Origin of the sequence: Hydrogenovibrio kuenenii DSM 12350 (genome assembly GCF_000526715.1) — a bacterium.
GTDB lineage: Bacteria > Pseudomonadota > Gammaproteobacteria > Thiomicrospirales > Thiomicrospiraceae > Hydrogenovibrio > Hydrogenovibrio kuenenii.
This window is the reverse complement of sequence record NZ_JAGP01000001.1, coordinates 638015-662818: the sequence shown is the minus strand read 5'-3', so window position 1 is coordinate 662818 and position 24804 is coordinate 638015. Positions and strand designations below refer to the sequence as shown.

25 protein-coding genes and 1 other RNA gene are annotated in these 24804 nt (G+C 41.7%); 14 read left to right on the top strand and 12 right to left on the bottom strand.

Going from position 1 to position 24804, the window contains the following annotated elements:
- Positions 1–2 precede the first annotated feature (2 nt).
- Together N745_RS0103060 and N745_RS11660 are read left to right on the top strand one after the other, a co-directional pair.
- Complete coding sequence (locus N745_RS0103060; protein ID WP_024850668.1) at positions 3–836, top strand: symmetrical bis(5'-nucleosyl)-tetraphosphatase; 834 nt, start codon at positions 3–5, stop codon at positions 834–836.
- Positions 837–850: 14 nt separating this feature from the next.
- Positions 851–1432, top strand: coding sequence for a hypothetical protein (locus N745_RS11660; RefSeq protein ID WP_051453364.1), 582 nt, complete (start codon positions 851–853; stop codon positions 1430–1432).
- 4 nt (positions 1433–1436) lie between these two features.
- On the opposite strand, the gene N745_RS0103050 is transcribed toward N745_RS11660, so the two are convergent.
- Positions 1437–1739, bottom strand: coding sequence for a BolA family protein (locus N745_RS0103050; protein WP_024850667.1), 303 nt, complete (start codon positions 1737–1739; stop codon positions 1437–1439).
- 102 nt (positions 1740–1841) lie between these two features.
- On the opposite strand from N745_RS0103050, the gene N745_RS0103045 reads away from it, so the two are divergent.
- Positions 1842–2375, top strand: a complete 534-nt coding sequence (locus tag N745_RS0103045; protein ID WP_024850666.1) for a DsrE family protein — start codon at positions 1842–1844, stop codon at positions 2373–2375.
- Positions 2376–2543: 168 nt separating this feature from the next.
- Positions 2544–2795, top strand: a complete 252-nt coding sequence (locus tag N745_RS0103040; RefSeq protein ID WP_024850665.1) for a 2Fe-2S iron-sulfur cluster-binding protein — start codon at positions 2544–2546, stop codon at positions 2793–2795.
- Between the two features lie 49 nt (positions 2796–2844).
- Here the strand turns inward: N745_RS0103040 and N745_RS12785 are convergent, their stop codons facing one another.
- Complete coding sequence (locus N745_RS12785) at positions 2845–2976, bottom strand: hypothetical protein (RefSeq protein WP_281171880.1); 132 nt, start codon at positions 2974–2976, stop codon at positions 2845–2847.
- Positions 2977–3180: 204 nt separating this feature from the next.
- Here N745_RS12785 and N745_RS0103030 point away from each other — a divergent pair, with 204 nt between their 5' ends.
- On the top strand, positions 3181–4752 hold the full coding sequence (locus N745_RS0103030; RefSeq protein ID WP_024850664.1) for an inorganic phosphate transporter: 1572 nt from the start codon (positions 3181–3183) through the stop codon (positions 4750–4752).
- A 38-nt stretch (positions 4753–4790) separates the two neighbouring features.
- On the opposite strand, the gene phoR is transcribed toward N745_RS0103030, so the two are convergent.
- From phoR to phoU, 3 genes are read right to left on the bottom strand one after another with little or no spacing between them, the layout of a single operon-like run.
- Positions 4791–6092 carry a phosphate regulon sensor histidine kinase PhoR gene (gene phoR, locus N745_RS0103025; protein WP_024850663.1) on the bottom strand — a complete coding sequence of 434 codons (1302 nt, stop codon included), beginning with the start codon at positions 6090–6092 and terminating at the stop codon, positions 4791–4793.
- Positions 6093–6111: 19 nt separating this feature from the next.
- Entirely contained in the window at positions 6112–6804 is a 693-nt protein-coding gene (gene phoB, locus N745_RS0103020; protein ID WP_024850662.1) for a phosphate regulon transcriptional regulator PhoB, read from the bottom strand.
- Positions 6805–6810: 6 nt separating this feature from the next.
- Positions 6811–7548 (bottom strand): phosphate signaling complex protein PhoU, encoded by a 738-nt coding sequence (phoU, locus tag N745_RS0103015; protein ID WP_024850661.1) that lies wholly within the window; start codon positions 7546–7548, stop codon positions 6811–6813.
- A gap of 571 nt (positions 7549–8119) precedes the next feature.
- Here phoU and glnA point away from each other — a divergent pair.
- Both glnA and N745_RS0103005 read left to right on the top strand, forming a co-directional pair.
- Positions 8120–9526 carry a type I glutamate--ammonia ligase gene (glnA, locus tag N745_RS0103010; protein ID WP_024850660.1) on the top strand — a complete coding sequence of 469 codons (1407 nt, stop codon included), beginning with the start codon at positions 8120–8122 and terminating at the stop codon, positions 9524–9526.
- A 186-nt stretch (positions 9527–9712) separates the two neighbouring features.
- Complete coding sequence (locus N745_RS0103005; protein ID WP_024850659.1) at positions 9713–10720, top strand: putative transporter; 1008 nt, start codon at positions 9713–9715, stop codon at positions 10718–10720.
- Between the two features lie 75 nt (positions 10721–10795).
- Here N745_RS0103005 and N745_RS0103000 read toward each other — a convergent pair whose 3' ends face one another.
- Complete coding sequence (locus N745_RS0103000; RefSeq protein ID WP_024850658.1) at positions 10796–10987, bottom strand: zinc-finger domain-containing protein; 192 nt, start codon at positions 10985–10987, stop codon at positions 10796–10798.
- Positions 10988–11014: 27 nt separating this feature from the next.
- Complete coding sequence (locus N745_RS0102995) at positions 11015–11941, bottom strand: branched-chain amino acid transaminase (RefSeq protein ID WP_024850657.1); 927 nt, start codon at positions 11939–11941, stop codon at positions 11015–11017.
- 286 nt (positions 11942–12227) lie between these two features.
- Here N745_RS0102995 and N745_RS0102985 point away from each other — a divergent pair, with 286 nt between their 5' ends.
- Together N745_RS0102985 and argF are read left to right on the top strand one after the other, a co-directional pair.
- A complete protein-coding gene (locus N745_RS0102985) occupies positions 12228–13412 on the top strand; it encodes an acetylornithine transaminase (protein WP_024850655.1) in 1185 nt (394 codons plus the stop codon).
- Between the two features lie 35 nt (positions 13413–13447).
- A complete protein-coding gene (argF, locus tag N745_RS0102980; RefSeq protein ID WP_024850654.1) occupies positions 13448–14350 on the top strand; it encodes an ornithine carbamoyltransferase in 903 nt (300 codons plus the stop codon).
- Between the two features lie 61 nt (positions 14351–14411).
- Here the strand turns inward: argF and recR are convergent, their stop codons facing one another.
- The 4 genes from recR to ffs all read right to left on the bottom strand — a co-directional run bounded on the left by recR (position 14412) and on the right by ffs (position 17858).
- Complete coding sequence (gene recR, locus N745_RS11655) at positions 14412–14999, bottom strand: recombination mediator RecR (protein ID WP_038070586.1); 588 nt, start codon at positions 14997–14999, stop codon at positions 14412–14414.
- Between the two features lie 23 nt (positions 15000–15022).
- On the bottom strand, positions 15023–15352 hold the full coding sequence (locus N745_RS0102970) for a YbaB/EbfC family nucleoid-associated protein (protein ID WP_024850653.1): 330 nt from the start codon (positions 15350–15352) through the stop codon (positions 15023–15025).
- A 26-nt stretch (positions 15353–15378) separates the two neighbouring features.
- On the bottom strand, positions 15379–17628 hold the full coding sequence (dnaX, locus tag N745_RS0102965; protein ID WP_024850652.1) for a DNA polymerase III subunit gamma/tau: 2250 nt from the start codon (positions 17626–17628) through the stop codon (positions 15379–15381).
- Between the two features lie 133 nt (positions 17629–17761).
- Positions 17762–17858: signal recognition particle sRNA small type (gene ffs, locus N745_RS12490), an RNA gene on the bottom strand.
- 282 nt (positions 17859–18140) lie between these two features.
- On the opposite strand from ffs, the gene N745_RS0102960 reads away from it, so the two are divergent.
- From N745_RS0102960 to N745_RS0102940, 5 genes are all read left to right on the top strand, one after another.
- On the top strand, positions 18141–19130 hold the full coding sequence (locus N745_RS0102960; RefSeq protein WP_024850651.1) for an ABC transporter substrate-binding protein: 990 nt from the start codon (positions 18141–18143) through the stop codon (positions 19128–19130).
- A 100-nt stretch (positions 19131–19230) separates the two neighbouring features.
- A complete protein-coding gene (locus tag N745_RS0102955; RefSeq protein WP_024850650.1) occupies positions 19231–20241 on the top strand; it encodes a fatty acid desaturase in 1011 nt (336 codons plus the stop codon).
- Positions 20242–20261: 20 nt separating this feature from the next.
- Positions 20262–21044: an N-acyl homoserine lactonase family protein gene (locus N745_RS0102950; protein WP_024850649.1), complete on the top strand. Its 783-nt coding sequence runs from the start codon at positions 20262–20264 to the stop codon at positions 21042–21044.
- A 36-nt stretch (positions 21045–21080) separates the two neighbouring features.
- A complete protein-coding gene (locus N745_RS0102945; protein WP_024850648.1) occupies positions 21081–21932 on the top strand; it encodes a sugar phosphate isomerase/epimerase family protein in 852 nt (283 codons plus the stop codon).
- A 17-nt stretch (positions 21933–21949) separates the two neighbouring features.
- A complete protein-coding gene (locus N745_RS0102940; protein ID WP_024850647.1) occupies positions 21950–22840 on the top strand; it encodes a DMT family transporter in 891 nt (296 codons plus the stop codon).
- Here the strand turns inward: N745_RS0102940 and N745_RS0102935 are convergent, their stop codons facing one another.
- Positions 22841–24793, bottom strand: a complete 1953-nt coding sequence (locus N745_RS0102935) for an alpha-amylase family glycosyl hydrolase (RefSeq protein WP_024850646.1) — start codon at positions 24791–24793, stop codon at positions 22841–22843. It lies immediately after the preceding gene.
- Positions 24794–24804 lie beyond the last annotated feature (11 nt).

Below are 24804 nucleotides of genomic sequence, written 5' to 3'. Positions count from 1 at the left end.
CCATGGCAACCTATATCATAGGAGACTTACAGGGCTGTTATGATGACTTAATGAATTTGTTGGATAAAATCAAATATGATCCGGCAAAAGACGAACTCTGGTTTGCTGGAGACATCGTAAATCGTGGCCCAAAATCTTTAGAGTGCTTGAGGTTTGTAAAAAACCTTGGCGATTCAGGCAAAATGGTACTTGGTAACCATGACTTCCACTTATTGGCAGCCTATGCAGGGCTTGATAAATACCGAGCAAAGACAGATACACTCCAACCTATCCTAAAAGCAAAAGATGCTGACGACCTCATTAACTGGCTAAGGCATCAACCATTATTTGTTGAGCATTCTAAATTTCCTGCTGTAATGGTTCACGCTGGCATTCCTCCACAATGGTCCATTAAACAGGCTAAAGAGCGCGCTCAAGAAGTCGAAGCAGTGATTCAAGCAGACGACTGGAAAAAAAGCCTTAAGCACCATCTTTTTGGCAGTGAACCCAACGAATGGGACGACAAATTAAAAGACTGGGACCGTATTCGCTATATTCTAAATGCGTTAGTTAGAATGCGTTATTGTGATAAAAATGGCAAACTTGAATTTAAAAGTAAAATGGCACCATCAGGTACAATCCTAAAATCCAAGTACCAACCTTGGTTTTGTTTTGAAGAACGACAAAACCTCGATAAGCAAATTTTCTTCGGGCACTGGTCAACACTTGGCGCAATCGATGCTTATGAAATTCATTCAACAGATACAGGCTGCTTATGGGGTGGACAACTCACGGCATACTGTTTGGATACCAATCAAAGGCATACGGTAAACTGTCCAGAAAATTGCCGTAAATAAGACTTAGGTAAGAAATGGCGGAAGAAAACGAATATATACAACCTGAAGCAGAAGAGGAAGCAACTTTCTCTCCGCCAACAGCGGAAGAGATGCTTACTCGTCTTCAACAAGTTAACCTTGATGACCTTGACTTGGCAAACTTAACTGAAGAAGTCAAAGGCAATCAGGCATGGCTATTTGTTATGACTATGCCTGTAAGCGCCCTGATACTGGTCATAGGTACATTGCTTGGCACCTTTTTAACAGGTTACTTCATTGCCAGCTTCATTATATCTGCCGCCATAATCTTTATCATCGGTCAAATGTTAGACCAATATGAGCGCAAATTTAAAGGGCTCGCCAGACTCGAAGCCATTAGACGCATCGAGGCACTTGAGGGAGAGTATGGGTTAATCCCACATTTTCATGATTTTTTACCCACAAAATATCGTCACCTATGGCAAAGTGTTCGCAGAAAAAATTTCATCTATATTGAGCAATACATCGCTGCTATACGCTTACTACAAAACAAACTGGACCTTGAAAAGTTCATTTATATTTGGCGTCTAAAACACCCTGAAACAGATCCAAACTACGTACCTGAAGAAGAAGAGTAGCTTCCTACTTTCCACCGCCTTGACATAACGGAGAGTCCGCAACACTAGGTGTTTCTTGCCACTCTGTCGGCGAAAACGTATGTAATGCCAAGGCATGAAACTTTGGCATTTCTTCGGCTAAAGCTTTATATACAGCTTGATGCCTTTTTACCTTTGACATCCCCTCAAACTCATTGGCTACTAGCGTCATTTTAAAGTGTGATTCAACTGCAGATCCTGAGTGCATATGACTTTCGTTCTCTATGGCTAAATACTTAACTTGAAATGCTGTTTGGATTTTCGATTCTATTACAGCTTGTAAACTCATTTTTTTCTCAATACATACTTTGGAATAATTCGCTATATAATAACGTTTATACTTAAAACTATATATTTGATTTTTTTCATCAGACCTCATAAAGGACTTGATATGAAACAGTTCATCATTCCCAAACCTTTCCAATTAAACTTAATTGCTTTAATTGTACTCATTGCTTTGCCGGTTATAAGTCACGCAGATATGACCAAACAAGCAAACCACACTTTAAAAGTCCTTCCCGAACTTCAAATACCACCAAGCGACCGTTTCCCGGGTGACCCACCGGAACATAAAGCGGTTTACATGTGGAATAAATCTGACCCAGACTATCAAACACATATTCTTAACTCAATCCAAGCTATGATTACTGAATTCGGTGACAATGTTGGCATTGCAGTGGTTGCTATCGGCCCTGGTATTCACGTATTGGCAAAACATCCACAACGAAAAGTCCCTCCCGAAATCTACGCTCGAGTGAAAAGTTTGGCGACAGATTATCATGTTCGATGGATTGCTTGCGGAAACACAATGAAAACCATTGGTTGGACCGACAAGGACATGCGCCCTTTTGCGGAATATGCTCAAGTTGGTGCTGCTGCACTCATGGCCTTACAAGAAAAAGGCTACAAACTACTCGTTTGGTAAACTGCTATAGTTCCGATTAAAGGAGCCTCAAGAGCTCCTTTAATTTATTTTTTCACTCCAGATCCGCCCAATCACCTCCTCATAAATGCAACTTATTAGCTTCAGCGAATCTGTTAGAATAATTCTGTTTTTAATCGCACAACGCTAAGAACTAAGGAACAAAGAGTTATGCATAAAATTACCGTAATTGGGCAAGGTGAATGTGAATTTGATGGACAGTTCTCACTTTTAGAATGCTTAGATGAAGCTGGCTTTGATATGCCCTATAGCTGCCGTGGTGGCAACTGTGGTGCCTGTGAAGTACGTTTACTATCAGGCAGCATCGAAAACATTCAAGAAGCAGTTTATGAGACAGAGGGACAAGATATTCTGACTTGTAGTGTTATCCCTACTTCAGATATTGAAATAGAGTTAATTTAAAACATTCTTCCTTTTTGGCTTTATTCATTCGACAAATAAAGCCAGGAATTCATTCTTGAGAAATAAACTCTAAAATCTGACCAGATGACTCTCCAGCTCTATCAATTGCCGTCTCTGAAATTGCCTGAGTAGACGCCACAGAACTCAACACACCAATCACCAACACAACAAACCTTTTCACTTCTCAACCTTTTGGCAAAATTAAAAGCTAATATTCTGACTTGTTGCATCTGTACTTATGTGACATATCAATGAAAATTTTTCAGCTAATTCTCCTGAAAATTTTGCTAAAACAGCTCATTAGTTATTTTTTGTCACATTTTTGTCATAAAACCCACTTAATTGATTACAATCTGCACACGAATATCAAAATTGCAAAAGTCTCATGGAATTTCGAAATATAAATGAAATTGAAGATGCTACTCAAAAGAGTCGCAAAGAGATGTTCCGCTTAGGGGCATCACTGCTTTTTATTATCTCCATTATGATCTTTTCTGCGAACCTTCACCTTGGAACGGGTTCTTTCAGCATTGAGCTCATTGTCGGTGCGATGATTGGTGGCTACATGGCCATGAATATCGGTGCTAATGATGTCGCCAATAATGTTGGACCTGCGGTTGGTTCAAAAGCCGTTACATTGACCGGCGCAATTATTATTGCTGCTATCTGTGAATCTGCCGGGGCATTGATTGCTGGCGGCGATGTTGTAAACACCATTAAAAATGGCATCATAGACCCAGCACTTATTGAAAATAGCCATACCTTTGTTTGGTTAATGATGGCAGCTCTTTTATCTGGTGCTATTTGGCTAAATATTGCTACTGCTGTTGGCGCACCAGTTTCAACAACGCACTCCATTGTTGGCGGTGTACTCGGCGCAGGTATCGCTGCCGCCGGCTGGGACATTGCAAACTGGGATAAAATGGGCTCTATTGTTGCAAGCTGGGTCATCTCACCTGTAATAGGCGGAGCCATTGCTGCTGCCTTTCTGCTTTGGATCAAGCGCAGTATTACTTACAAAGAAGACATGATCGCGGCCGCCCGCAAAATGGTTCCCATTATGGTTTCCATCATGGCATGGGCATTCTCAACCTATCTCATTCTAAAAGGCTTCAAAAAGATTTGGAAAACCGATTTCTCTATCGCAACGCTTATCGGTCTTATTGTCGCTATTGTGGTTTACATCATCGTCAAACAAGTCATGAAGGGTCAATCAATACATATGAAAAATGAAAAGGCGAGTGTAAACACCCTTTTCACGATTCCTCTTATCTTTGCTGCAGCACTCCTTAGCTTTGCTCATGGTGCCAATGATGTCGCAAATGCCGTAGGGCCTTTAGCTGCAATCAATGATGCCATCGTTCATGACGGCGTTGCATCGACAGCAAGCATTCCTCTTTGGATTATGCTTATTGGCGCCCTAGGGATTAGTTTAGGCTTAGCTTTATTTGGTCCTAAACTGATAAAAACAGTGGGCGAAGAAATTACTGATTTAGATCAAATGCGGGCCTTTTCGATCGCCATGGCTGCAGCTATTACAGTTATCGTGGCATCACAACTAGGTTTACCTGTCAGCTCAACACACATTGCAGTTGGTGGGATTTTCGGTGTTGGATTTCTGCGGGAATATTTAAAGCGCAATCATGCAAAAACCCTGCAAAACATTCGGGAGCACTATCAAAGTCTCGGACAAACCGATGTTGACCAATACATTAAGCAATTTTCTAGTGCTAGCCTTATTCAAAAAAAGCAAATGTTGGCAGAATTAAAGCAACATAAAGCTTCTATTGAGCTGACCAAAAAAGAACGTAAATCTTTAAATAAGGTTTATCAAAAAGAGTTAGTTAAGCGTTCTGCCTTTCTGAAAATTGTTGCTGCATGGCTTATTACCGTACCCGCTTCTGCATTAATTGCAGCACTGATTTACTTCACGATTAGAGGCATTATGCTACCGTAAGGTTCAGTTCAAGCAAACAAGCTTCAATATACTGGACTTTAAGCTTCTTCTGTCTTCGCATCTGATTTTGCAGTCAGTGGAAAACGGCAAATAAAAGTGGAACCAACCCTTACCTGACTTTTAATAACCAGCTCAGCTTGGTGCCTTTCTAAGATATGTTTAACAATGGCTAAACCAAGACCTGTTCCACCAGTGTCACGTGATCTTGCCGTATCAACCCGATAAAATCTTTCCGTAACTCTTGGTATGTGCTCTTGCGCAATGCCTATCCCAGTATCCTCAACTTCAAAAAACACGCCCTTTGAATTTTGATACCACCTAACGGTAATCGACCCATTTTCTGGTGTATAGCGAACCGCATTAGCAATCAAGTTTGTAAATACACTGGTTAATGGCGTTAAGTAACCTACTATTTTTAAACCAGGCTCTATCTCAAATTTAAACTGATGTTTATCTGAGCTAATCAGCCCTGCATTTAATTGAAGGCCATTAAGAATAGATGGTACATCAATAACTTTTTTATCTTCAGTCAACGTTTCAGACTCCATCGCTGACAAGGTTAGCAAGTCATTGATGATGGATTGCATTCTTTGCGACTGAGTATGCATTTGTTCTAAAGGTTTTTGCCACGTGGACTCATCCGACTGCATTTCCAGCATCATTTCCAAATAGCCATTAAATACCGTCAAAGGCGTTCTTAACTCATGAGAGGCATTGGCGATAAAATCTTTACGAATTTGTGCCAAGTTGTAAAGCTCATGAATATCTTTAATCACAATAAGTTTGTGATGCTGGTAATATTCAAAAACGGATACACTCAAAACTCTTTTTACACCTTTAAATGAGGGCAAAATTAGAGGTTTAGTGTAATTTTCTTGCTTTAAATAAGAAATAAACTCTGGGACACGAACAAGCGGTTCAAGAGAAAGGGAAACGTCAGAATGCCTTAAGTGCAGCATACGCTTAGCTGCCGCATTGAACCACTCTATTTTACCACCGGGATCAATAGAGATAATGGCATCCGGTATAGACATGGATGCTGCTTGCAGTTGCTGGTATTTATGTGCTTGTAATTCAGCTAGTTTTTCAAGCGAGCGTTGCTTACGAGAAACCAAATAGCCTATTTCAGACCAAAAACCTGAAGCGGGAGGGTATGATGCTTTAGAGCTCCCTTTTAGCCATAGTTCAAACTTCCTCAAACTGTAAAAATGGCGCCCCAAGAAGAAAACAAGATAACCCGCTAAAGCCACCTCATAATCTTCAATTAACCAGCCTATAAAAAGTGCACCCCAAAGCGTTGTAATCGTCCAGGTAAGTTCTCTTGAAACACCTTCAGTCAATGCAATAACCTACTTGCATTTAGTCAGTAGAAAAGCGGTAACCCGCTCCTCTAACTGTTTGAATAACATCAGCAACACCTACTGGTTCCAAGATTTTTCTGAGTCGTCGAATATGAACATCCACAGTTCTTTCTTCAACAATAATACTCTCACCCCAGACGTGATCTAATAATTGGGAACGCGTATACACGCGATTAGAATGAGTCATAAAGAAATGCATTAATTTGAATTCGGTTGGACCAAGCTTCACTTCTTGACCATCAACAGTAAAACGATAGCTACTCAAATCTAATTGCAAAAGCCCCGCTTTGATAATTTCAGAAGAATGCTTATCCGGCATGTGACGTCTAAGCAACGCTTGACATCTTGCTACCAATGCACGTGGTGAAAAAGGCTTCACAACATAGTCGTCTGCACCAGCCTCAAACCCCTTAACCTGATCATTTTCTTCGCCTTTTGCAGTCAGCATTAAAATAGGCGTATGTCCTACTTGATCATGCTGGCGAATTCGTTGCGCTAAAGAAACACCTGAGGTACCCGGCAACATCCAATCTAGAATGACACAGTCAGGCTGGTGCTCCAAAAGCAAATTCCAGCCCTGTTCTGCATTCGGTGCTTCAATGACTTTAAAATCTGCTGCCGAAAGCGTGAAATTCAACATATCACGAATGGCCGCTTCATCCTCTACAACCAATACAGTGTGGTTCGCCATCCTATCTTAATCCTCAAGAGAGTTAATAAATGCCACTAAAGTTTCGCGATCCATTTCTCTCACGTCTTTACCCTTAATCAAATAAATAATGCTTTCACCAATATTGCGGGCATGATCAGAAATGCGCTCTAAGGCACGCAAAGTTATTAATACTTCCGCTAAACACGCTGCTTTCTCAGGTGTATTTTTGAAACCTTCAATCACTTCTCGATAACCTTCTTTATAAATCCTATCCACATTCTCTTCTTCTTGGATAAGCTTTAGAGACGCTTCTGTTGTTACACGAGCAAATCCATCTAATGCATCATGCAACATATTAATTGATCGGTTGGCCATATCTATCAACGAAAGATAACCAGGTAAGGTTGCACAGCTATCAATTTGATCTTCTTTCGCAAAGGTCATTACCATTTTGGCAACCTTCACAATTTCGTCACCAATACGTTCTAAATCAATGGCGATGCGAATTGTCGCGATAATCAATCTCAAGTCGGATGCCGTAGGGTGCTGTCTGGACAAGACCTTAGCGCATAATTTATCAATCGTCATTTCAGCGTTATTCACAGCACGGTCAAGCAAAATTACTTCTTGTGCTCGATTAACGTTGTTCTCGGTCAAAGCCATCATCGCACCTTCGAACTGACTTTCAACCAAACCACCCATCTCCAAAATATGGTTAAATAAAGCCTCGAGATTTCGATTTAATTCGGTCGAGATGTGTGACGTAAAATCCTGCTTATCCATTTACCTTTCCTCTTTAAAAATTTTAGGAGCTGCTTTTTTGTTTTTATAACCTTAGAAACCAAACTGTCGACAAGTCTCTTCAATCAAGGATCTTAATTTTGCGTGGAGCTCCTAATTGGAACAATAATAACTTAGACAGCGTTTTTTTCAATAAAACTTTATTGAAGCCAACTCAATTATGTTCAAATCTCAACCAATACTTTCCAACTAGGGGTATTGCACATAGGACAATTAAAGAAACAAAAAACAGAACAAAAATTCACGCAAACTACTATTGGCCTGAAATATAACCCATACAAATTACAAACAGATTAAATTTTCTTATAATACTTGACACTTTTGTTACGCCCCAAAATAATCAAAACTCTGCACCAAACTAGGGCGTGATTGGTATTTTTCATTATCACTACAAACTAGACACAAATAGTTTTTTTGATAAAATTCATACACTTATTTTATTCAAAAAAATAATTGGAATTTTGGCACAGTTCAAGCTATCATCATGCCTGTTTAAACAGGTAATCAGAGCACCTATTTTGAGTGCCAATCAACACAAACATAAGGACACAGCATGTCACAAGAAATCTTTGATCTAATGAAAGACAACGACGTTAAGTGGGTTGATCTTCGATTCACTGACACTCATGGTAAAGAACAACACGTTACTATCCCAGCATCGAAAGTTGATGAAGACTTTTTCGCAGACGGCGAAACCTTTGATGGTTCTTCTATTCAGGGCTGGAAAGGTATTAACGATTCAGACATGCTGCTAATGCCACAAACTGATGGTTTCTTTATGGACCCATTCACTAACGATCCAACACTAATCATTCGTTGTATGATCGTTGAGCCAGCTACAATGGAATCTTATGAAAAAGATCCTCGCGGAATCTCTAAAAAAGCTGAAGCTTACCTAAAATCAACTGGTATTGCAGATGCAGCATTCTTCGGTCCAGAGCCAGAATTCTTTATCTTCGACGATGTTCGTTGGGGTTCTGACATGTCAGGTAGCTTCGTAAAAATTGATGGTAATGAAGCCGCTTGGAACACTGAAAAAGTATATTCTGACGGTAACCTTGGTCACCGTCCAAAAGTTAAAGGTGGTTACTTCCCAGTTCCTCCTGTTGATCAACTTCATGAAGTTCGTGCAGATATCTGTGCTATGGCAGAAGCTATGGGCCTAAAACTTGAAGCACATCACCATGAAGTGGCAGCAGGTGGACAGTGTGAGCTAGCAGTTGCTGGTAATACTTTGACAGCGAAAGCAGATGAAGTTCAAATCTTGAAATACGCTGTACACAACACTTGTAACGCACTTGGTAAAACAGCTACTTTCATGCCTAAACCAATCGTTGGTGATAACGGTTCTGGTATGCACATCAACATGTCTTTATCTAAAGGTGGTAAAAACATTTTTGCGGGTGACATCTACTCAGGTCTTTCTCAAGAAGCTATCTGGTACATCGGTGGTCTAATGAAGCATGCTCGCGCATTGAACGCTTTCACTAACCCTGGTACAAACTCTTATAAGCGTTTGGTTCCTGGTTTTGAAGCACCAATCCTGCTAGCTTACTCTGGTAAAAACCGTTCAGCTTCTATTCGTATTCCATACGCACCTTCTGAGCGTTCACGTCGTGTTGAGCTTCGTTTCCCAGATCCAACTGCTAACCCATACCTAGCATTCACAGCTTCGTTGATGGCAGGTCTTGACGGTATCCTAAACAAGATCGATCCAGGCGAGCCAGCAGAGAAAGATCTATATGACCTTCCTCCTGAAGAAGAAGCAACTTATAACACAGTTTGTGCGTCTCTAGACGAAGCATTGTCTGAATTAGACAAAGATCGTGAGTTCTTGAAAGCTGGTGGGGTATTCACTGATGAAGCTATCGACTCTTACATTGAGTTAAAAATGGAAGAAGTTACACGTTTCCGTGCAACAACTCACCCAATCGAATTCGACATGTATTATTCTTCATAATCGGAATCGATTACAAAAAACCCGCCTTGTGCGGGTTTTTTTATACCTAAAATTTATCTCTAATATTTTTCCCGCACAATAATTCTTAAAAAACACTGAATGCACAATGAAAATAACGCATTAACGCTTCTGTCGGTCATAAATATCAACTAAACTGTCTGCAAAGAAAAATCATAAGGGTAAATGATGTTAAAAAGTTTTTTTGGTCGTAAGGAGTGGGCTCTTTGGGCCTGGGGAGGATTATTTCTACTGATTGGCGTAACCTGGCTTCAAGTCTACTTAACCGTATTGCTAAATAGCTGGTATGGCAAGTTTTACGACATCCTGCAAAAAGCGAAAGATATTCAAGCGTTTTGGCACAGCATGATTGAATTTACCTATATCGCTATCCCCTATATTTTCATTGCGATGTTTGCCTTTTATTTTGCTCAACACTATTCTTTCCGTTGGCGACAAGCGATAACCTTCCACTATCTTCCTCACTGGGAAAAAACACCACACACCATTGAAGGTGCTTCACAACGTATTCAACAAGACACCTATGACTTTGCTAAAAGCTTAGAAAGTTTGGGGTTAGGTATGTTCCGAGCAACGCTCACTCTAATTGCCTTTATCCCAATTCTTTGGACACTGTCGAGCAAAGTCACTTTACCTTTCCTTGAAGACATTGAAGGTTCTCTGGTATGGATTGCACTAATTACTTCTATCGGTGGTATTTTCATCTCATATTTTGTCGGCATAAAACTACCGGGGCTAGAATACAACAACCAACGTGTAGAAGCAGCCTACCGGAAGCAATTAGTCTACTCTGAAGATGATAAATCCTTTGCGCACATCCCTTCTTTAACTGAGCTCTTCACAGGGTTAAGAACCAACTACTTCAGAATGTTTAATCACTACTCCTACTTTACGCTCTGGAGCACTCTATACGGGCAAATAATGATTATCCTACCTTACCTATTAATGGCGCCTTCTCTGTTTACTGGTGCTATATCATTGGGAGTTGTAACACAAACAGGAAATGCCTTCGGCAAAGTTAACGATAGCTTCTCTTACTTAATTGACCGCTGGACAGACATCACCAAATTCATCTCCGTCGTCAAACGTTTGAACGAGTTTGAAAAACACCTAGTACATGGCATAGAACCCAACCAACCAAATTTGGTCACCACACCAAAAGACTATTCTGCTTAATCTTCAAACAAAAAAAAGCCCCGAAATCGGGGCTTTTTTAATACTGACAAAATCTGCCAGGCTGGGGTCTATCGCTTAATGAGCGCTATGATTAGGATCCCAACCTTCCAATACATATTCAGTGCCACAATAAGGACACTTAGATTTACCAGTTTCTTCAATCGGTAACATGACTTTAGGGTGAGAATTCCACTGCTCCTGGCCGTTCATTGGGCAAGTTAAAGGAACATCATCATAAGTTATTTTTACAACGCTTTGATCTGACATAATCTCTCTCTTAAAAACTTTATCTCATTAGGCAACTGTCGTTAACCAGTCCAAGTGTTTAGATGAACGCCCATGCACTACATCAAAATATTTTGCCTGTAATAATTCCGTAATCGGCCCTCTAGAACCCGTACCAATTTCGCGATTATCCAATTCACGAATCGGCGTCACTTCTGCGGCCGTTCCTGTAAAAAACGCTTCATCTGCGATATAAACCTCATCGCGCGTAATATTACGCTCTACAACTTCAAATCCTTCTTCTTTAGCAAATTGAATAATGGTTTTACGCGTAATTCCATCAAGAGCAGAAGTCAGGAAAGGTGTATAAATAACACCTTCCTTAACCATAAAGAAGTTTTCACCGGAACCTTCGGAAACAAAGCCATCTTTATCCAACAACAACGCTTCATCGCAACCGTGACTGGTTGCTTCCTGTAGTGCCAACATTGAATTCATGTACTGACCGTTTGACTTGGCTTTAGTCATCGTAATATTTGGATGATGACGCGTAAATGAAGAGGTTGCAATCTTAATGCCGCGTTGCAAATTCTCTTCACCCATATAAGCACCCCATTCCCAGGCTGCAACAACAATATGCGTTTTCAAGTTATCTGCTCTTAGCCCCATCCCCTCTGATCCGTAAAATACCATCGGGCGGATATAAGCCGATTTTAGATTATTTTCACGTACTGCCGCACGTTGCGCTTCATTAATTTCTTCTTTTGAAAACGGCATTGCCATATTCATGATTTTTGCTGAATTGAACAATCGATCCGTATGTGCTTCCAAACGGAAAATCGAAGTCCCTTGCTCCGCATCATAAGCGCGCACACCTTCAAACACCCCCATTCCATAATGTAGAGTGTGGGTTAACACATGAGTCTTAGCTTCACGCCAGTCCACCATCTCACCATCTAACCAAATCAGGCCATCGCGGTCGCTCATTGTTTGCATTGCAAATATCCTTCGTTAATCATGAATTAATAATTATCTGAAACGGATTATTCTATCCCAATCATTGGATTTTATAAAACGAAAAGATGACAAAATAACCCTGTTTAGCTTGAAATTCATTTTTTTATCGCTAAAATCATTACTTTGATTCCTCATCAAAATCAAAAAACTAACTTTCATGAAGAAAGCAATCCCAAGCCCGTCTTGCGATTGCTTTTTTGTTTTTAGGCACAACGGCATCAAGCAGGATAGCTTAATACCAAAAGAGATAAAAGAACGAACAATTATGACAACAACCGTTGACCCCATTATGAATACCTATGCACGCTTACCAATCACTTTTATTTCTGGTGACGGTGCCGTGCTTCGTGATGAAAACCACCAGGAATACTTGGATGCGGTAAGCGGCATTGCCGTATGTAGCCTAGGCCACACACACCCTGCTGTTACAGAAGCGATTTGTCATCAAGCTGGCCAACTCATTCACACCTCAAACCTGTATCAAGTAGAAAAACAAAATCTATTAGCGGAAAAACTCATTGAGCTATCTCAAATGGATCGCGTTTTCTTCTCCAACTCCGGTGCAGAAGCGAATGAAGCCACATTGAAAATCGCACGTAAATATGGCCATCAAAAAAACATTGATCGCGCTAAAATCATCGTCATGGAAAATAGTTTCCACGGGCGTACATTAGCAACGCTGTCCGCAACGGGTAATGAAAAAGTACATGAAGGCTTCTACCCTTTAGTAGAAGGTTTTGTACGCGTACCGTTCGATGACGTTCAAGCGGTTAAAGAACTAAGTAATGACCCAGACATTGTCGCCATATTGGTTGAACCAATTCAGGGCGAAGGTGGCGTTCACGTTCCAAAACCTGGATACCTAAAACAGCTTAAAGAAATTTGTGAACAAAACGACTGGCTATTGATGCTTGATGAAATACAAACAGGCATTGGCAGAACAGGAAAATGGTTTGCACACCAGCATGACGACATAGTGCCGGATGTTATGACACTTGCCAAAGCACTTGGAAACGGTGTCCCCATTGGCGCTTGCTTAGCGAAAGGGAAAGCTGCAGAAGTACTTGTTCCGGGTAACCACGGCACTACCTTTGGCGGCAACCCTCTGGCTTGTGCCGCTGGTCTTGCGACGCTTAATGTTATGGAAACACATAGCCTTATCGATCAAGTTCATACCAAAGGACAGATGATTGTCGAGCGTTTCCAAGAAGCACTAAAAAACCAATCAAACGTAGTCAATGTTCGTGGAAAAGGCTTTATGATAGGTATCCAACTTGATTCGCCATGTGGTGAACTGGTCAAACAAGCCTTAGAACAAAAGCTACTTATTAATGTCACCCGTGGTGACACCATTCGCTTGCTGCCGCCATTTGTTATTCAAAACCAACAAATTGATGAGCTTATTGAAAAAGTGGTCGCACTTATTAAAAACCACTCAAGCGCAGAGTAACAAGCAACCAAAATTAAAAACTACCCTATAAGATTATGAGACATTTTTTAACGCTAAAAGATTTCACCCCTGATGAACTGCATAAACTTTTGATTCGAGCAACCGAACTCAAAGCTATGCAAAAAGCAGGTGAAATTTACGAACCTTTAAAAAACCAAACTTTGGCGATGATTTTCGAAAAATCTTCAACTCGTACTCGTCTCTCGTTTGAAATTGGTATGACACAATTAGGCGGTCACGCTTTATTTATGTCGCCGGATGCAACTCAACTAGGCCGCGGTGAACCAATTGAAGACAGCGCAAAAGTCATTTCAAGCATGGCTGATGGCATCATGATCCGCACTTTCGGTCACGATATTGTCGAAACCTTTGCCCAGTACTCCTCCGTTCCAGTTATCAATGCATTGACAGATGATTTTCATCCTTGCCAACTTTTGGCAGACATGCAAACCTATTATGAACACCGAGGTTCCATTCAAGGTAAAACCGTACTTTGGGTTGGTGATGGCAACAATATGTGTCATTCCTATATTAATGCAGCTGCACAATACGGTTTCAAGTTACGCATAGCTGCGCCAGAAGGCTACGATCCAAATAGCGATCTCGTTAAAGCTCATGCTGACATAGTAGAAGTATTCAGAGACCCTATGGAAGCTGCCGAAAACGTTGATGTCGTCGTTACTGACGTTTGGGCAAGCATGGGGCAAGAAGAAGAACAGAAAAAGCGTGAAAAAGCTTTTAAAAGCTTCCAGGTCAATCAAGACCTAATGCAACGTGCAGATAATGATGCATTATTTATGCACTGCTTACCTGCACACCGCGGTGAAGAAGTTTGTACATCTGTAATAGATGCTCCTGACTCCGTCGTCTGGGATGAAGCAGAAAACCGCCTACATGCTCAAAAGGCACTATTGGAATTCTTAATGGCAAAAAAATAAGCCTTATTCCAATGACAAAAAAGCCCTCATTATGAGGGCTTTTTTATTTCTACAACTTAAATTATTTCCGACCAGCAAAGGCTTGCCCTAGTGTACCGCTGTCAATATATTCCAGCTCACCACCTAGAGGAATACCTTGCGCCAAACGCGTTACCTTCACTTCTAAACGATTTGCCATCTGCTGAATATAATGCGCTGTCGCTTCCCCTTCAACTGTCGGGTTAGTCGCCAAAATTAATTCATCAATATTTTCATTCTTAAGGCGATCTTCAAGCTGAGACAATCCTATCTCTTCGGGACCGATACCATCAATTGGAGATAAGTGCCCCATCAAGACGAAATACAACCCTCTATAAATGCCTGACTGTTCAATTGCCAACACATCTGAAGGCGATTCCACAACACAAAGCTCATTAGCATGACGCGAAGGAGAGCGACACAAATGGCACACAGTGTCTTCTGACAAATCACGACAGCGCTCGCAATGCCCTATCTTCTCCAAAGACTCCTGCAACACTTCAGCCAAGTGTTCTGCGCCCGTTCTATTACGCTCCAACAAATAGTAGGCCATGCGCTGTGCAGACTTAGGCCCAACACCTGGCAAAATCTTCAGCGCATTTACCAGTTCTGTCAGCAAAGGACTTTGCATAAAATCTACCAGGCTGGGTTAGACTAAAATGGCATTTTCATGCCTGGCGGCATGTCAAGACCAGAAGTTAATCCACCCATTTTTTCTTGAGTTGTCTCTTCCACTTTACGTGCAGCACTGTTCACCGCAGCCGCAAACAAATCTTCAAGCATTTCCTTGTCATCCATCAAACCATCATCTAGCTCAACTTTTACCAATTCATGCTTTCCTGTCATTACAACTTTGACCATGCCGCCACCAGCTTCACCAACGACTTCCATTTTGGTTATTTCTTCCTGCGCAGCTTGCATATTCTTTTGCATTTCTTGCGCCTGCTTCATGATGTTACCTAGACCACCTTTCCCACCAAACATGGTTTCTCCTTATTCTCTTTAAAACATTATTGCGTTTTGCCAAGTGACTGAATCGACGAATCAATCACTCGCATATTTAGAATATCTACAAAACCCTGAATACTCGGGTCTTGATAAATAGATTGCACTGCATCTTGTTGCTGCAACTGTTTTTGATGCTGCCAATATTTTGCAGGCGTATAGTGCTCCCCCTGAGTTTCAACATAAACAAGCTCACATCCAAGTCTTTGCTGCACCACCTCTGTTAACTTGCTCAATGCCAAATCGGATTTAGCCGAAGCTTGTTCAGGATCAATACTTAATACAAGCTTTTGTTGATCATAAGAAACCAACATAGATTGATTCACTAGCTCAGCAGCCCAACCATCTATATTTAAACTTTGTATCAACCTAACCCAATTTTCAATAGATTCGGCATTTTCAGGCAACTCGATAACAGGCTCTTCTGGCTGTGGCTGCAAAGTGCTCTGCTCTTCACGATCTTCCACAACATTAGAAATCGATTGTTCTGCGACTGTATTGTGGCTCATAGCCTCAGCAGCTGAAGCCATCTGTCCATCATTAAATGCACCAGCATGACTATCAGACACATCACCCTGTTCTTCAACAGCCATAGATGAGATATCATTTTCATAAGCCTCAACTGGAATTGATTCCAAAAACGAATCTGATTGCGTTAATTCTGCTTGCTCAGACGATGCCGTCTCCAGCGGAGTATTTTCAATTACAGGCTCTTCTGCTACTTGTTGTTCTGAAGACTGACTATCTTCAAATATTGGTACATTCGATTCTAAAGCGGTCGAAGAAGAAACTTCTTTCTGAACATCACTTTTAACCGAATTTTTAGCCTGGAGCTTTCCCAATGATTGACTAATCTTCTCCTTTAAGCTCATTAGATGTTGAGCATCTTTATCTTTCTGCAACGAAGGCTCAGGAGATATTTCTTGAGACGCCACAACTGGAGAAGGTGTCGTTTGAATTGTTTGTTCTACACTGTCCGAAGCAGGCACTTGCGATTGAATATTAGCCGCATTTTCACTTGCTATTGGTTGTTGAGGGGCTTGAGCATTGCTTTCAGGCATAGAGGTTGGCTGCATTTTTGGTGCCGCCTGTACGGATTGCGGTGCAACAACACTGTTTGCACCATTCTGTATACCTGATGACGCTACATTCGAACCTGAACCACCACCTTGTGCAGGTTCAAACGCCAGCATTCTCAGCAAAGCCATTTCAAACCCTATCCGCACATCAGGGGCTAAACGCATATCCTGTTGAGCCAAAAGTGCAATTTGATATAACACCTGCACCTTTTCAGGGAATAAAGTTTGTGCAACCTGTTGCAAGAAAGATTCGTCGACAACCGCTAAGTCGTTCAACGCACCCAACACTTGAAGCAAAGAAAGCTGGTGAAACGCCTCTATCAACTGATGATTCAGCGCTTCATAATCCACACCCATTTGTGACAACTCTTGCATCACCGCTTTGATCTCTTGCGGCGCTTGGTTCAACAAAGCTGTCAAAATTTTCACGACAAATTGCTGATCCACTAAACCAAGCATTGCTTGGACTGGCTCAAACATTACTTGACCACCACCATAGGCAATGGCTTGATCTAAAATACTTAAAGAATCACGCGCAGACCCATCGGCACTTTTTGCAATCATACTCAAAGCCGCATCTTCAAAAGACACCTGCTCTTGTTGAAGAATATAAGCCAAATGATTCTGAATTTGGGTTGGCGTCAAACGCATTAGATTGAATTGCAAACAACGCGATAAAACGGTAATCGGTAATTTATGCGGATCAGTTGTCGCCAGCAGGAACTTCACATGCTCTGGCGGCTCCTCCAAAGTTTTCAGCAGGGCATTGAAGCTGCTTTTGGAAAGCATATGAACTTCATCTATCAGATAGACTTTGAAGCGCCCTTGAACGGGTGCGTATTGAACATTTTCTAGTAGCTCGCGAGTATCTTCAACCTTAGTTCTTGACGCAGCATCCACTTCGATCAAGTCAACAAAACGCCCTTCATCAATAGAACGACAAGTTGCACATTGCCCACAAGGCTTTGAGGTAATACCTTGCTCGCAATTTAAGGCCTTGGCGAAAATACGTGCTATCGTCGTCTTACCGACCCCTCGAGTACCTGTAAACAGATAAGCATGGTGCAAACGCTGTTGATCCAACGCATTGGACAAAGCCTGCATAACATGCTGCTGCCCTACCAACTCGGAAAAATTTTTCGGACGCCACTTTCGGGCAAGTACGGTATAACTCACGAATCAAATACTTCACATTTAAAATTTAGATTATTTTAACCTGTCTCGAATCACAATAGAAAAAAGTTCAACAGACATTGAAGCAAGAAAAATATTCTTAAAAAGAAAAGGAAAACTAAAAAAAGGGTGGCGACCCTATCCGCCGATCCTCGGCGCATGAATCAGAAGGTACCGTTGCTTCCTTCCGGACCTGGCGGGGTTCCCAACCTATCATCGCGAGGGGACGAACAGAGTCACCATATTGTGAGGCGCTTATTATACAGAGTTCACTCTCATCTTTAAATAAAGTTTGAAAAATTCCACCTGATTTCAATATAAAGCATTGCAAACAATAACTCACCAAAAAATTACAAAATTCGCACCAAAATAAATCAACTATGATAGAAAAATCAAAAAAATCTTACACATAAATAAAAATTATTCTTTTATTTCAATAACTTAAATTTAATGGTATACCTAATGCTTAAGAATTATTACCTTTTTGGTAAATCATAATAACTGGGAGATGTGTAATGAAATCCAAACTTATATCCAAAACGCTTGGTTTCGTCGCTGGATTAACGCTAAGCGCAATGAGCTGGCAGGCTAATGCTGCCGAACCTTTAAAAATTGGCTACAGTGACTGGCCTGGCTGGGTTGCTTGGGAAATTCCTTTGCAAAAAGGCTGGTTTAAAGAAGCTGGCGTTGATGTAGACTTCGAATGGTTTGACTATGTAGCCTCCATGGATGCCTACGCTGCCGGTAAACTAGATGCCACTCACATGACTAATGGTGATGCATTAGTAACTGGTTCGACTGGTGCTCCAAGTACCATGATTCTTATCAATGACTACTCCGATGGTAATGACATGATTATCGGTCAGCCTGGAATTACGTCAATAAAGCAACTTAAAGGTAAGAAAATTGGTGTTGAAGTTGGTTTCGTAGATCATCTTTTAGTTTTAAAAGCACTTGAATCCGCTGGCATGAAAGAGTCAGATGTGACATTGGTGAATGTACCTACAAATGAAACACCTCAAGTATTAGCTTCTGGTCAAGTATCAGCTATCGCAGCTTGGCAACCTAGCTCTGGACAGGCTTTAACATCTGTTCCTGGTTCAAAAGCTTTCTATACTTCTGCAAGTGAACCTGGCTTAATTTACGATGGTTTATCTGTAAACCCTGCTAGCTTGGAAGCTCGTAAAGCTGACTGGGAAAAAGTTCTAAAAGTTTGGTATAAAACTGTTGCCTACATTAATGATCCTAAAACACATGCAGATGCTGTTAAGATCATGGCTTCACGAGTCAACATTTCACCCAAAGCTTATGAACCTTTATTAAAAGGAACCAAAATTCTAACTCTGTCTGAAGCTAAAGCAGCATTCAAAAAAGGACCAGGGCTAGATTCAATCTACGGTTCATCAAAAGTAACTGATGACTTCAACGTTGCCAACAAGGTGTATGACAAGCCACAAGATGTCAATGCATACTTTGACGGTAGCCTAACTGAATCATTGAAATAAATACTAACCCTCTCGATCCCTTGAGCAACATTCGTTGCTCGTCTGGGATCATTTATACAACTTACCCTTAAGCCCACCATTTAAAACAAAGGTGAAGCTCATGAAAAACAAATCCATTTTTAGGCACGAAGACGCGCTGATTCCAAATCTACTTGCCTTCAGCTACGTGTTAATCACCTATACAGGTGGGTTTACCCTCATCCTCACCGAGAATCTGATTGCCAATATTTTGGGCATTCTTATTCTTGCACACGCCATGGTCATTGCCGCTTATCTCATACATGAAACCGCTCACATGAGCTTGTTCCGAGATAAAAAACACAACCAATGGTATGCAGAACTTCTGCTTTGGGTAACGGGAAATAGTTATTCCCATTTCGAAGATATTCGAAACAAGCATAACCGCCATCATATAGATCGCGCCGATGTTGTCTCTTTCGACTTTAGACCCTTACTAGCACAACATCCCAAATTTCTAAAACTCATCAAAGCACTCGAATGGGCTTATATTCCCGCTCTTGAAATTCTGATGCACGCTTTGGTGATTATCTTGCCTTTCGTTAAACAAAATCGCAAAGCAAGACGCCCACGAATCATCACGGTTTTAATTCTACGAATTGCCTTCTTTACCTTGTTAGCAAGCATTAGCATTCAAGTACTCTGGCTCTACCCTATTGCTTATTTGCTGTTTTTAACCGTTATGCGTTTTATGGACATCCACCAACATACTTACGAAGTTTTCGAAACACTTGATCAGCCTAGGGGCCCGGAAGCCAGACTCCGTGATCGTGAATTTGAACACAAAAACACCTACTCGAACCTACTCTCGGAAAAATATCCTTGGGTAAATTTATTGGTGCTGAACTTCTGTTATCACAATGTGCATCATGACCAACAATTACAACCTTGGTATCGCCTACCAAAGCTGCACCAAGAAATCTATGGCTCAGATAAACAACAAGTTCTGACTTTAAGACACCTGATTAAAAGTTTTCATCACTATCGTGTACCCAGAATCTTGAATGGTGATCCAGTTTATCTCGATGTCAAAACCGACGAAGGCGAAACTTTCATTGGTGTTGACGGCGTGTCTTTCCTGACCGCCCACTAACGAATCACAAGGATATAAACATGACGCAAGTAAAAAAATTCTGGCCCATTCTGACAGGCCGTCACACCTACGAAAAAACCTTATCGACGCGTGGACGCGGCCACGGTGAAATCATTAAAGCCCCTATCTTGGCCTATTTAATCGAAACCGCAAATGGTCGCATCTTATTTGATGTGGGCTGTGATTACGAAAAGATTCAGAATGCCGAACAACGCAAATTTTACTATGAGCATGAAGGCTTTCCGTTTGGCCCTCCAGAAATGGATGAAGAAGAGCGTCTGCCAAACCGTTTAGAAGTCTTGGGCCTACAACCAGAAGATGTCGATATGGTTTTTTGTAGCCACCTCCACTTTGACCATGCAGGTGGCTTGTGCGAATTTTGCAATGCAGAAGTCCATGTTCATACCAAAGAAATGGAAGCTGCAAAGGAACCTGCAGATGAAGCCTACTTTGCCTCAGACTTTGCGCTACCTCTAAACTGGAAACTACAAACCGGTGAATATGATTTAGCACCAGGCGTCAGTGCCATTGAAACCCCGGGCCATACAGCAGGCCACATGTCGATGCTGATAGAACTGCCAAAGGGGAAACCAATACTACTTGCCGGTGACGCTGCCGATTTAATGGAGAATATCGAAGATGAAATCGCACCCGGCCTGTGCTGGCAAGATCAAGAACAACTGGCGATTCAAAGTATTCAAAAGCTAAAGCAAGTCAGTAAAACCACTCAAGCGAATATCTGGCCCAATCACGACTGGCAGTTTTTTCAAGAACACAATCGTTTCCCTAACTTTTTCGACTGATGAAATCGTTACTTCATAAAATAAAGACAAGCAAAGATGCAGCTAAAAACCTTTAAAACCCTTTGGGGCAACCAATTATCTATCGACGATGCCTGTGATCAGGCTATTAGTGCAGGATTCAGTGGCATTGAAGGTCAGGCTCCAAGTAGCCGAGAGCAACAAATCGAAATGTTAAATGCCATCAAAAACTCCGGTAGTGACTATATCGCTGAAATCGTCACGGGAGGAGACTATGTTCCCAATAGAAATTGGACAGTAGAGCAGCACCTTGATGATCTAAAACGACAAATAGAAAGCAGCCTAATGATTGCGCCTTTATTTGCGACTTGCATTACCGGCTGTGATGCTTGGGAAGAATCGCAAAGTATTGATTTTTTCCAGCGAGCCATTGAACTGTCTGACAGCTATGGCTTAACCATCAGTTTTGAAACCCATCGTAGTCGCAGTCTATTTAACCCTTGGACAACCCTTCGCATTATCGAACAGCTGCCAAATATGAAGTTAACCGCTGACATCAGCCACTGGTGTGTCGTATGTGAACGTTTAATGGACTCTGAAATACCGACTCTCGAAGCCTTATCGAATAACGTCCATCATATTCATGGGCGCGTCGGCTACGATCAAGGCCCACAAGTGCCAAATCCTGCCGCTCCAGAATACGCTGATGCTTTAAAATCTCATCAAGGCATCTGGGAAATGTTTTGGACAAAACAGTACCTAAAAGGCTATGCTTTTTCCACATTAACCCCTGAATTTGGGCCTGATGGTTACTTACATTTAATGCCTTTTACTCAGAAGCCTGTTGCCGACCTGTGGGAAGTCAACCAATGGATGGGCGCAACTGAACGCGAACACTTTAAGCAGTTCCGACAAACGCTACAACCCTAATATAAGAATACATTCCTATGAACACAAGACATGATGCTTTTCCGGTAATGGTGTTGCTTTTTGCCTCAATTTTTTGGGGATTGAGTTGGCTACCACTCAAAATCCTTCATCAATCCGGTTTTGATGGTTCACTCATCGTTTTCTTTGCCTATGCGTTATTGTCATTAGCATTCATCCCCTTTCTTCTCCAGCAAAAGAAATATTTAGTATCACATTTAAGACCTTGGCTGCTCATTGCTCTACTCGGGGGCGGTGCGAACCTCGCTTTCAATACCGCGCTGATTTATGGCGAGGTCATTCGTGTGATGGTACTTTTCTATTTACTGCCACTATGGGGTGTATTGGGGGGGAAATTTATTCTAAAAGAACATGTGGATGCAAAAGGTTGGCTCGCGGCCGGGTTGGCTATCTTTGGTGCCTTCCTGATTGTGGGCGGAATGACCATATTTGAAAATCCGCCAGGCTGGGTCGATGGTGTTGCTTTATTGTCCGGCTTTTTATTTGCGATGAATAATCTCGCATTCCGAGCCCATCAGGACATTCCGATGGTACCAAAACTCAGCGCTTTGTTTATAGGTACCATGATCTTGTCTGGCGTTTTGGCTCTGGTCACTGACGCCCCTCTCCCCAACCTCATCCATCAATCGGACTGGGCTCTGCTGGTCTTCTACGGACTTGTCTGGTTGCTGATTGCTAACTATGGTTCACAATGGGGAGTGACCCATATGCCCGCCAGCCGTTCTTCAGTGATTATCATTATGGAACTCGTCGTTGCCGTTATCTCAGCGGTGCTCTTGACCAATGAAAGTCTAGACATAACCGAATCAATCGGTGGTTTTTTGATTTTATGCGCTGCGTTGTTAGAAGCGCTTCGATCACAATCCCATATTGCCGCTGCACCTCATTAATTAGGCTTGGTGCAGCCAATAAAATCCAAACCGAGGAATCAGCAACATATTTTTATAAATATCAGGAGATTTACCTGAATAAAGGTCAACGATTTGATCTTTCTGGTTTTTCCATTCTCCAATCTCTTCTAGGTTCAAGTATTGGGGTTCGGCATTAAAATTCGCCACTACAAGCACATGGTCACCCTGTTTGTGCAGGTTGTAACGTTCGAATACAAACAGATTAGGGTTATCTACATCAATCAGTTCACGATTGTTAAAGTCTGCAAAAACATCTATCTCTTTTCTGACCGCAATCATCCGTTTGAGTTCACTGAAAATGGCATACTCCACTGTACCCGGCGCATGCCTTAAATCGGCTTTCTCCCAATCAATGGTGGGTCTATGCACCCAACGAGTGTCATCCATCTTATAAGGGTTAGCCAAATAGGAATCGTCATTCAAGGTACCAATTTCATCACCATAGTAGAGCAGAGGAATGCCACCAAAAGAAAAAATAAGACTGTGTAGCAGCAAAATCATTTTGATTGAATTATCGGTTGCCTCAATATCTCCAACTTCCAATGCATATTGCAAACCCACAAGAGAGGCTAACGAGCCAGATATTCGCATATCACCCGTTTTCAGATTTTGCCCAAAGGGTAACCCTCGGGCGTGCGAGTGATCAAACTTTCCTAAAAAATACTCAACTAAAAAATGCCTATGTGATGTCGGCTCATACCCAGCTTTAATCACATCCTTATCATCGAACCCTAAACCGATATCATCATGGCACCGTACATAGTTGAGCCATGTAGCGCGATCCAATTTCACAGGCAAGCTCTTAATACCCTGATTGAGAAGTTTGGCGTTTTTAGTGGCTACCGCATCCCACATCAAGGCCATAAAGGTTGCGTTATAGGCAACCTCACACTCTTTGGCGATAACCGCATCTTCACCAAAGTACTTAATCACTTCTGACGGCGCCACTATCGCTTCAGCAATGAAAAGGACACTTGGTGCAACAACTTGGCAACAGTCTTTTAAAAGCTGCAAAATCAAATGCGCTTCACGTTCATTTTGACAGGTACTACCAATTTTTTTCCACAAAAACGCCACCGCATCCAATCGCAGTACATCAACACCTTGGTTCGCCCAAAAGAGAATAATATCAAGCATTTCAATAAACACTGCTGGGTTGTTATAGTTCAAATCCCATTGGTAGTTATTAAATACCGTCATCACCCAGCGCTGCATTTCCTCATTCCAGGTAAAATTGCCCGGTGCAGTCTGTGGGAACACCTCCAACATGCTTTGTTCAAACATATCTGGCACCGTTCGGTTCTCAAACGTATAGTAATAATCCAAGTATTTTTGTTCGCCTTTACGCGCTTTACAGGCCCATTCATGCTCATCGGATGTATGATTCAGAACCACATCCATCACCAGCAAAAGATCACGCTGGCGCATATCTTTTGCTAGGTCATTCAAATCTTCTAATGTACCGATTCTGTCATCTATCTGTCTGAAATTACTGACCGCATAACCACCATCACTACTGCCATCCGGGCACTCCATAATTGGCATGATATGCACCATATTCACGCCTAATTCCTGGAAGTAGCCCAAGTGATCTCTCAACCCTTTCAGGTCGCCAGCAAATCCATTGGCATACAACGCCATACCAACCCACTTCTGGCTTAAGAACCAGTTATAATCCCGTTCTCTACTTTCATCCAATAGTTTGAGTTCTTCTGAGCGGTTAATGTACTTACGCGCCATAGTTTCAACCAAACGCAAAGCGTGTTCGGCAAAGTCGTCCCGATCCCCATAAAGCTTCTCAAATAACGAATGTATCGCGTAAAAGTTCGCCCCCAACCTAGTATAAAAATGACGCAAATCTGCCTTGGAAATTTCCGGTTTAATTTGGTTGAGAATATCATTTAACAGGGTGTGCGAGATCTGTTCGTACATATATTTCCTTT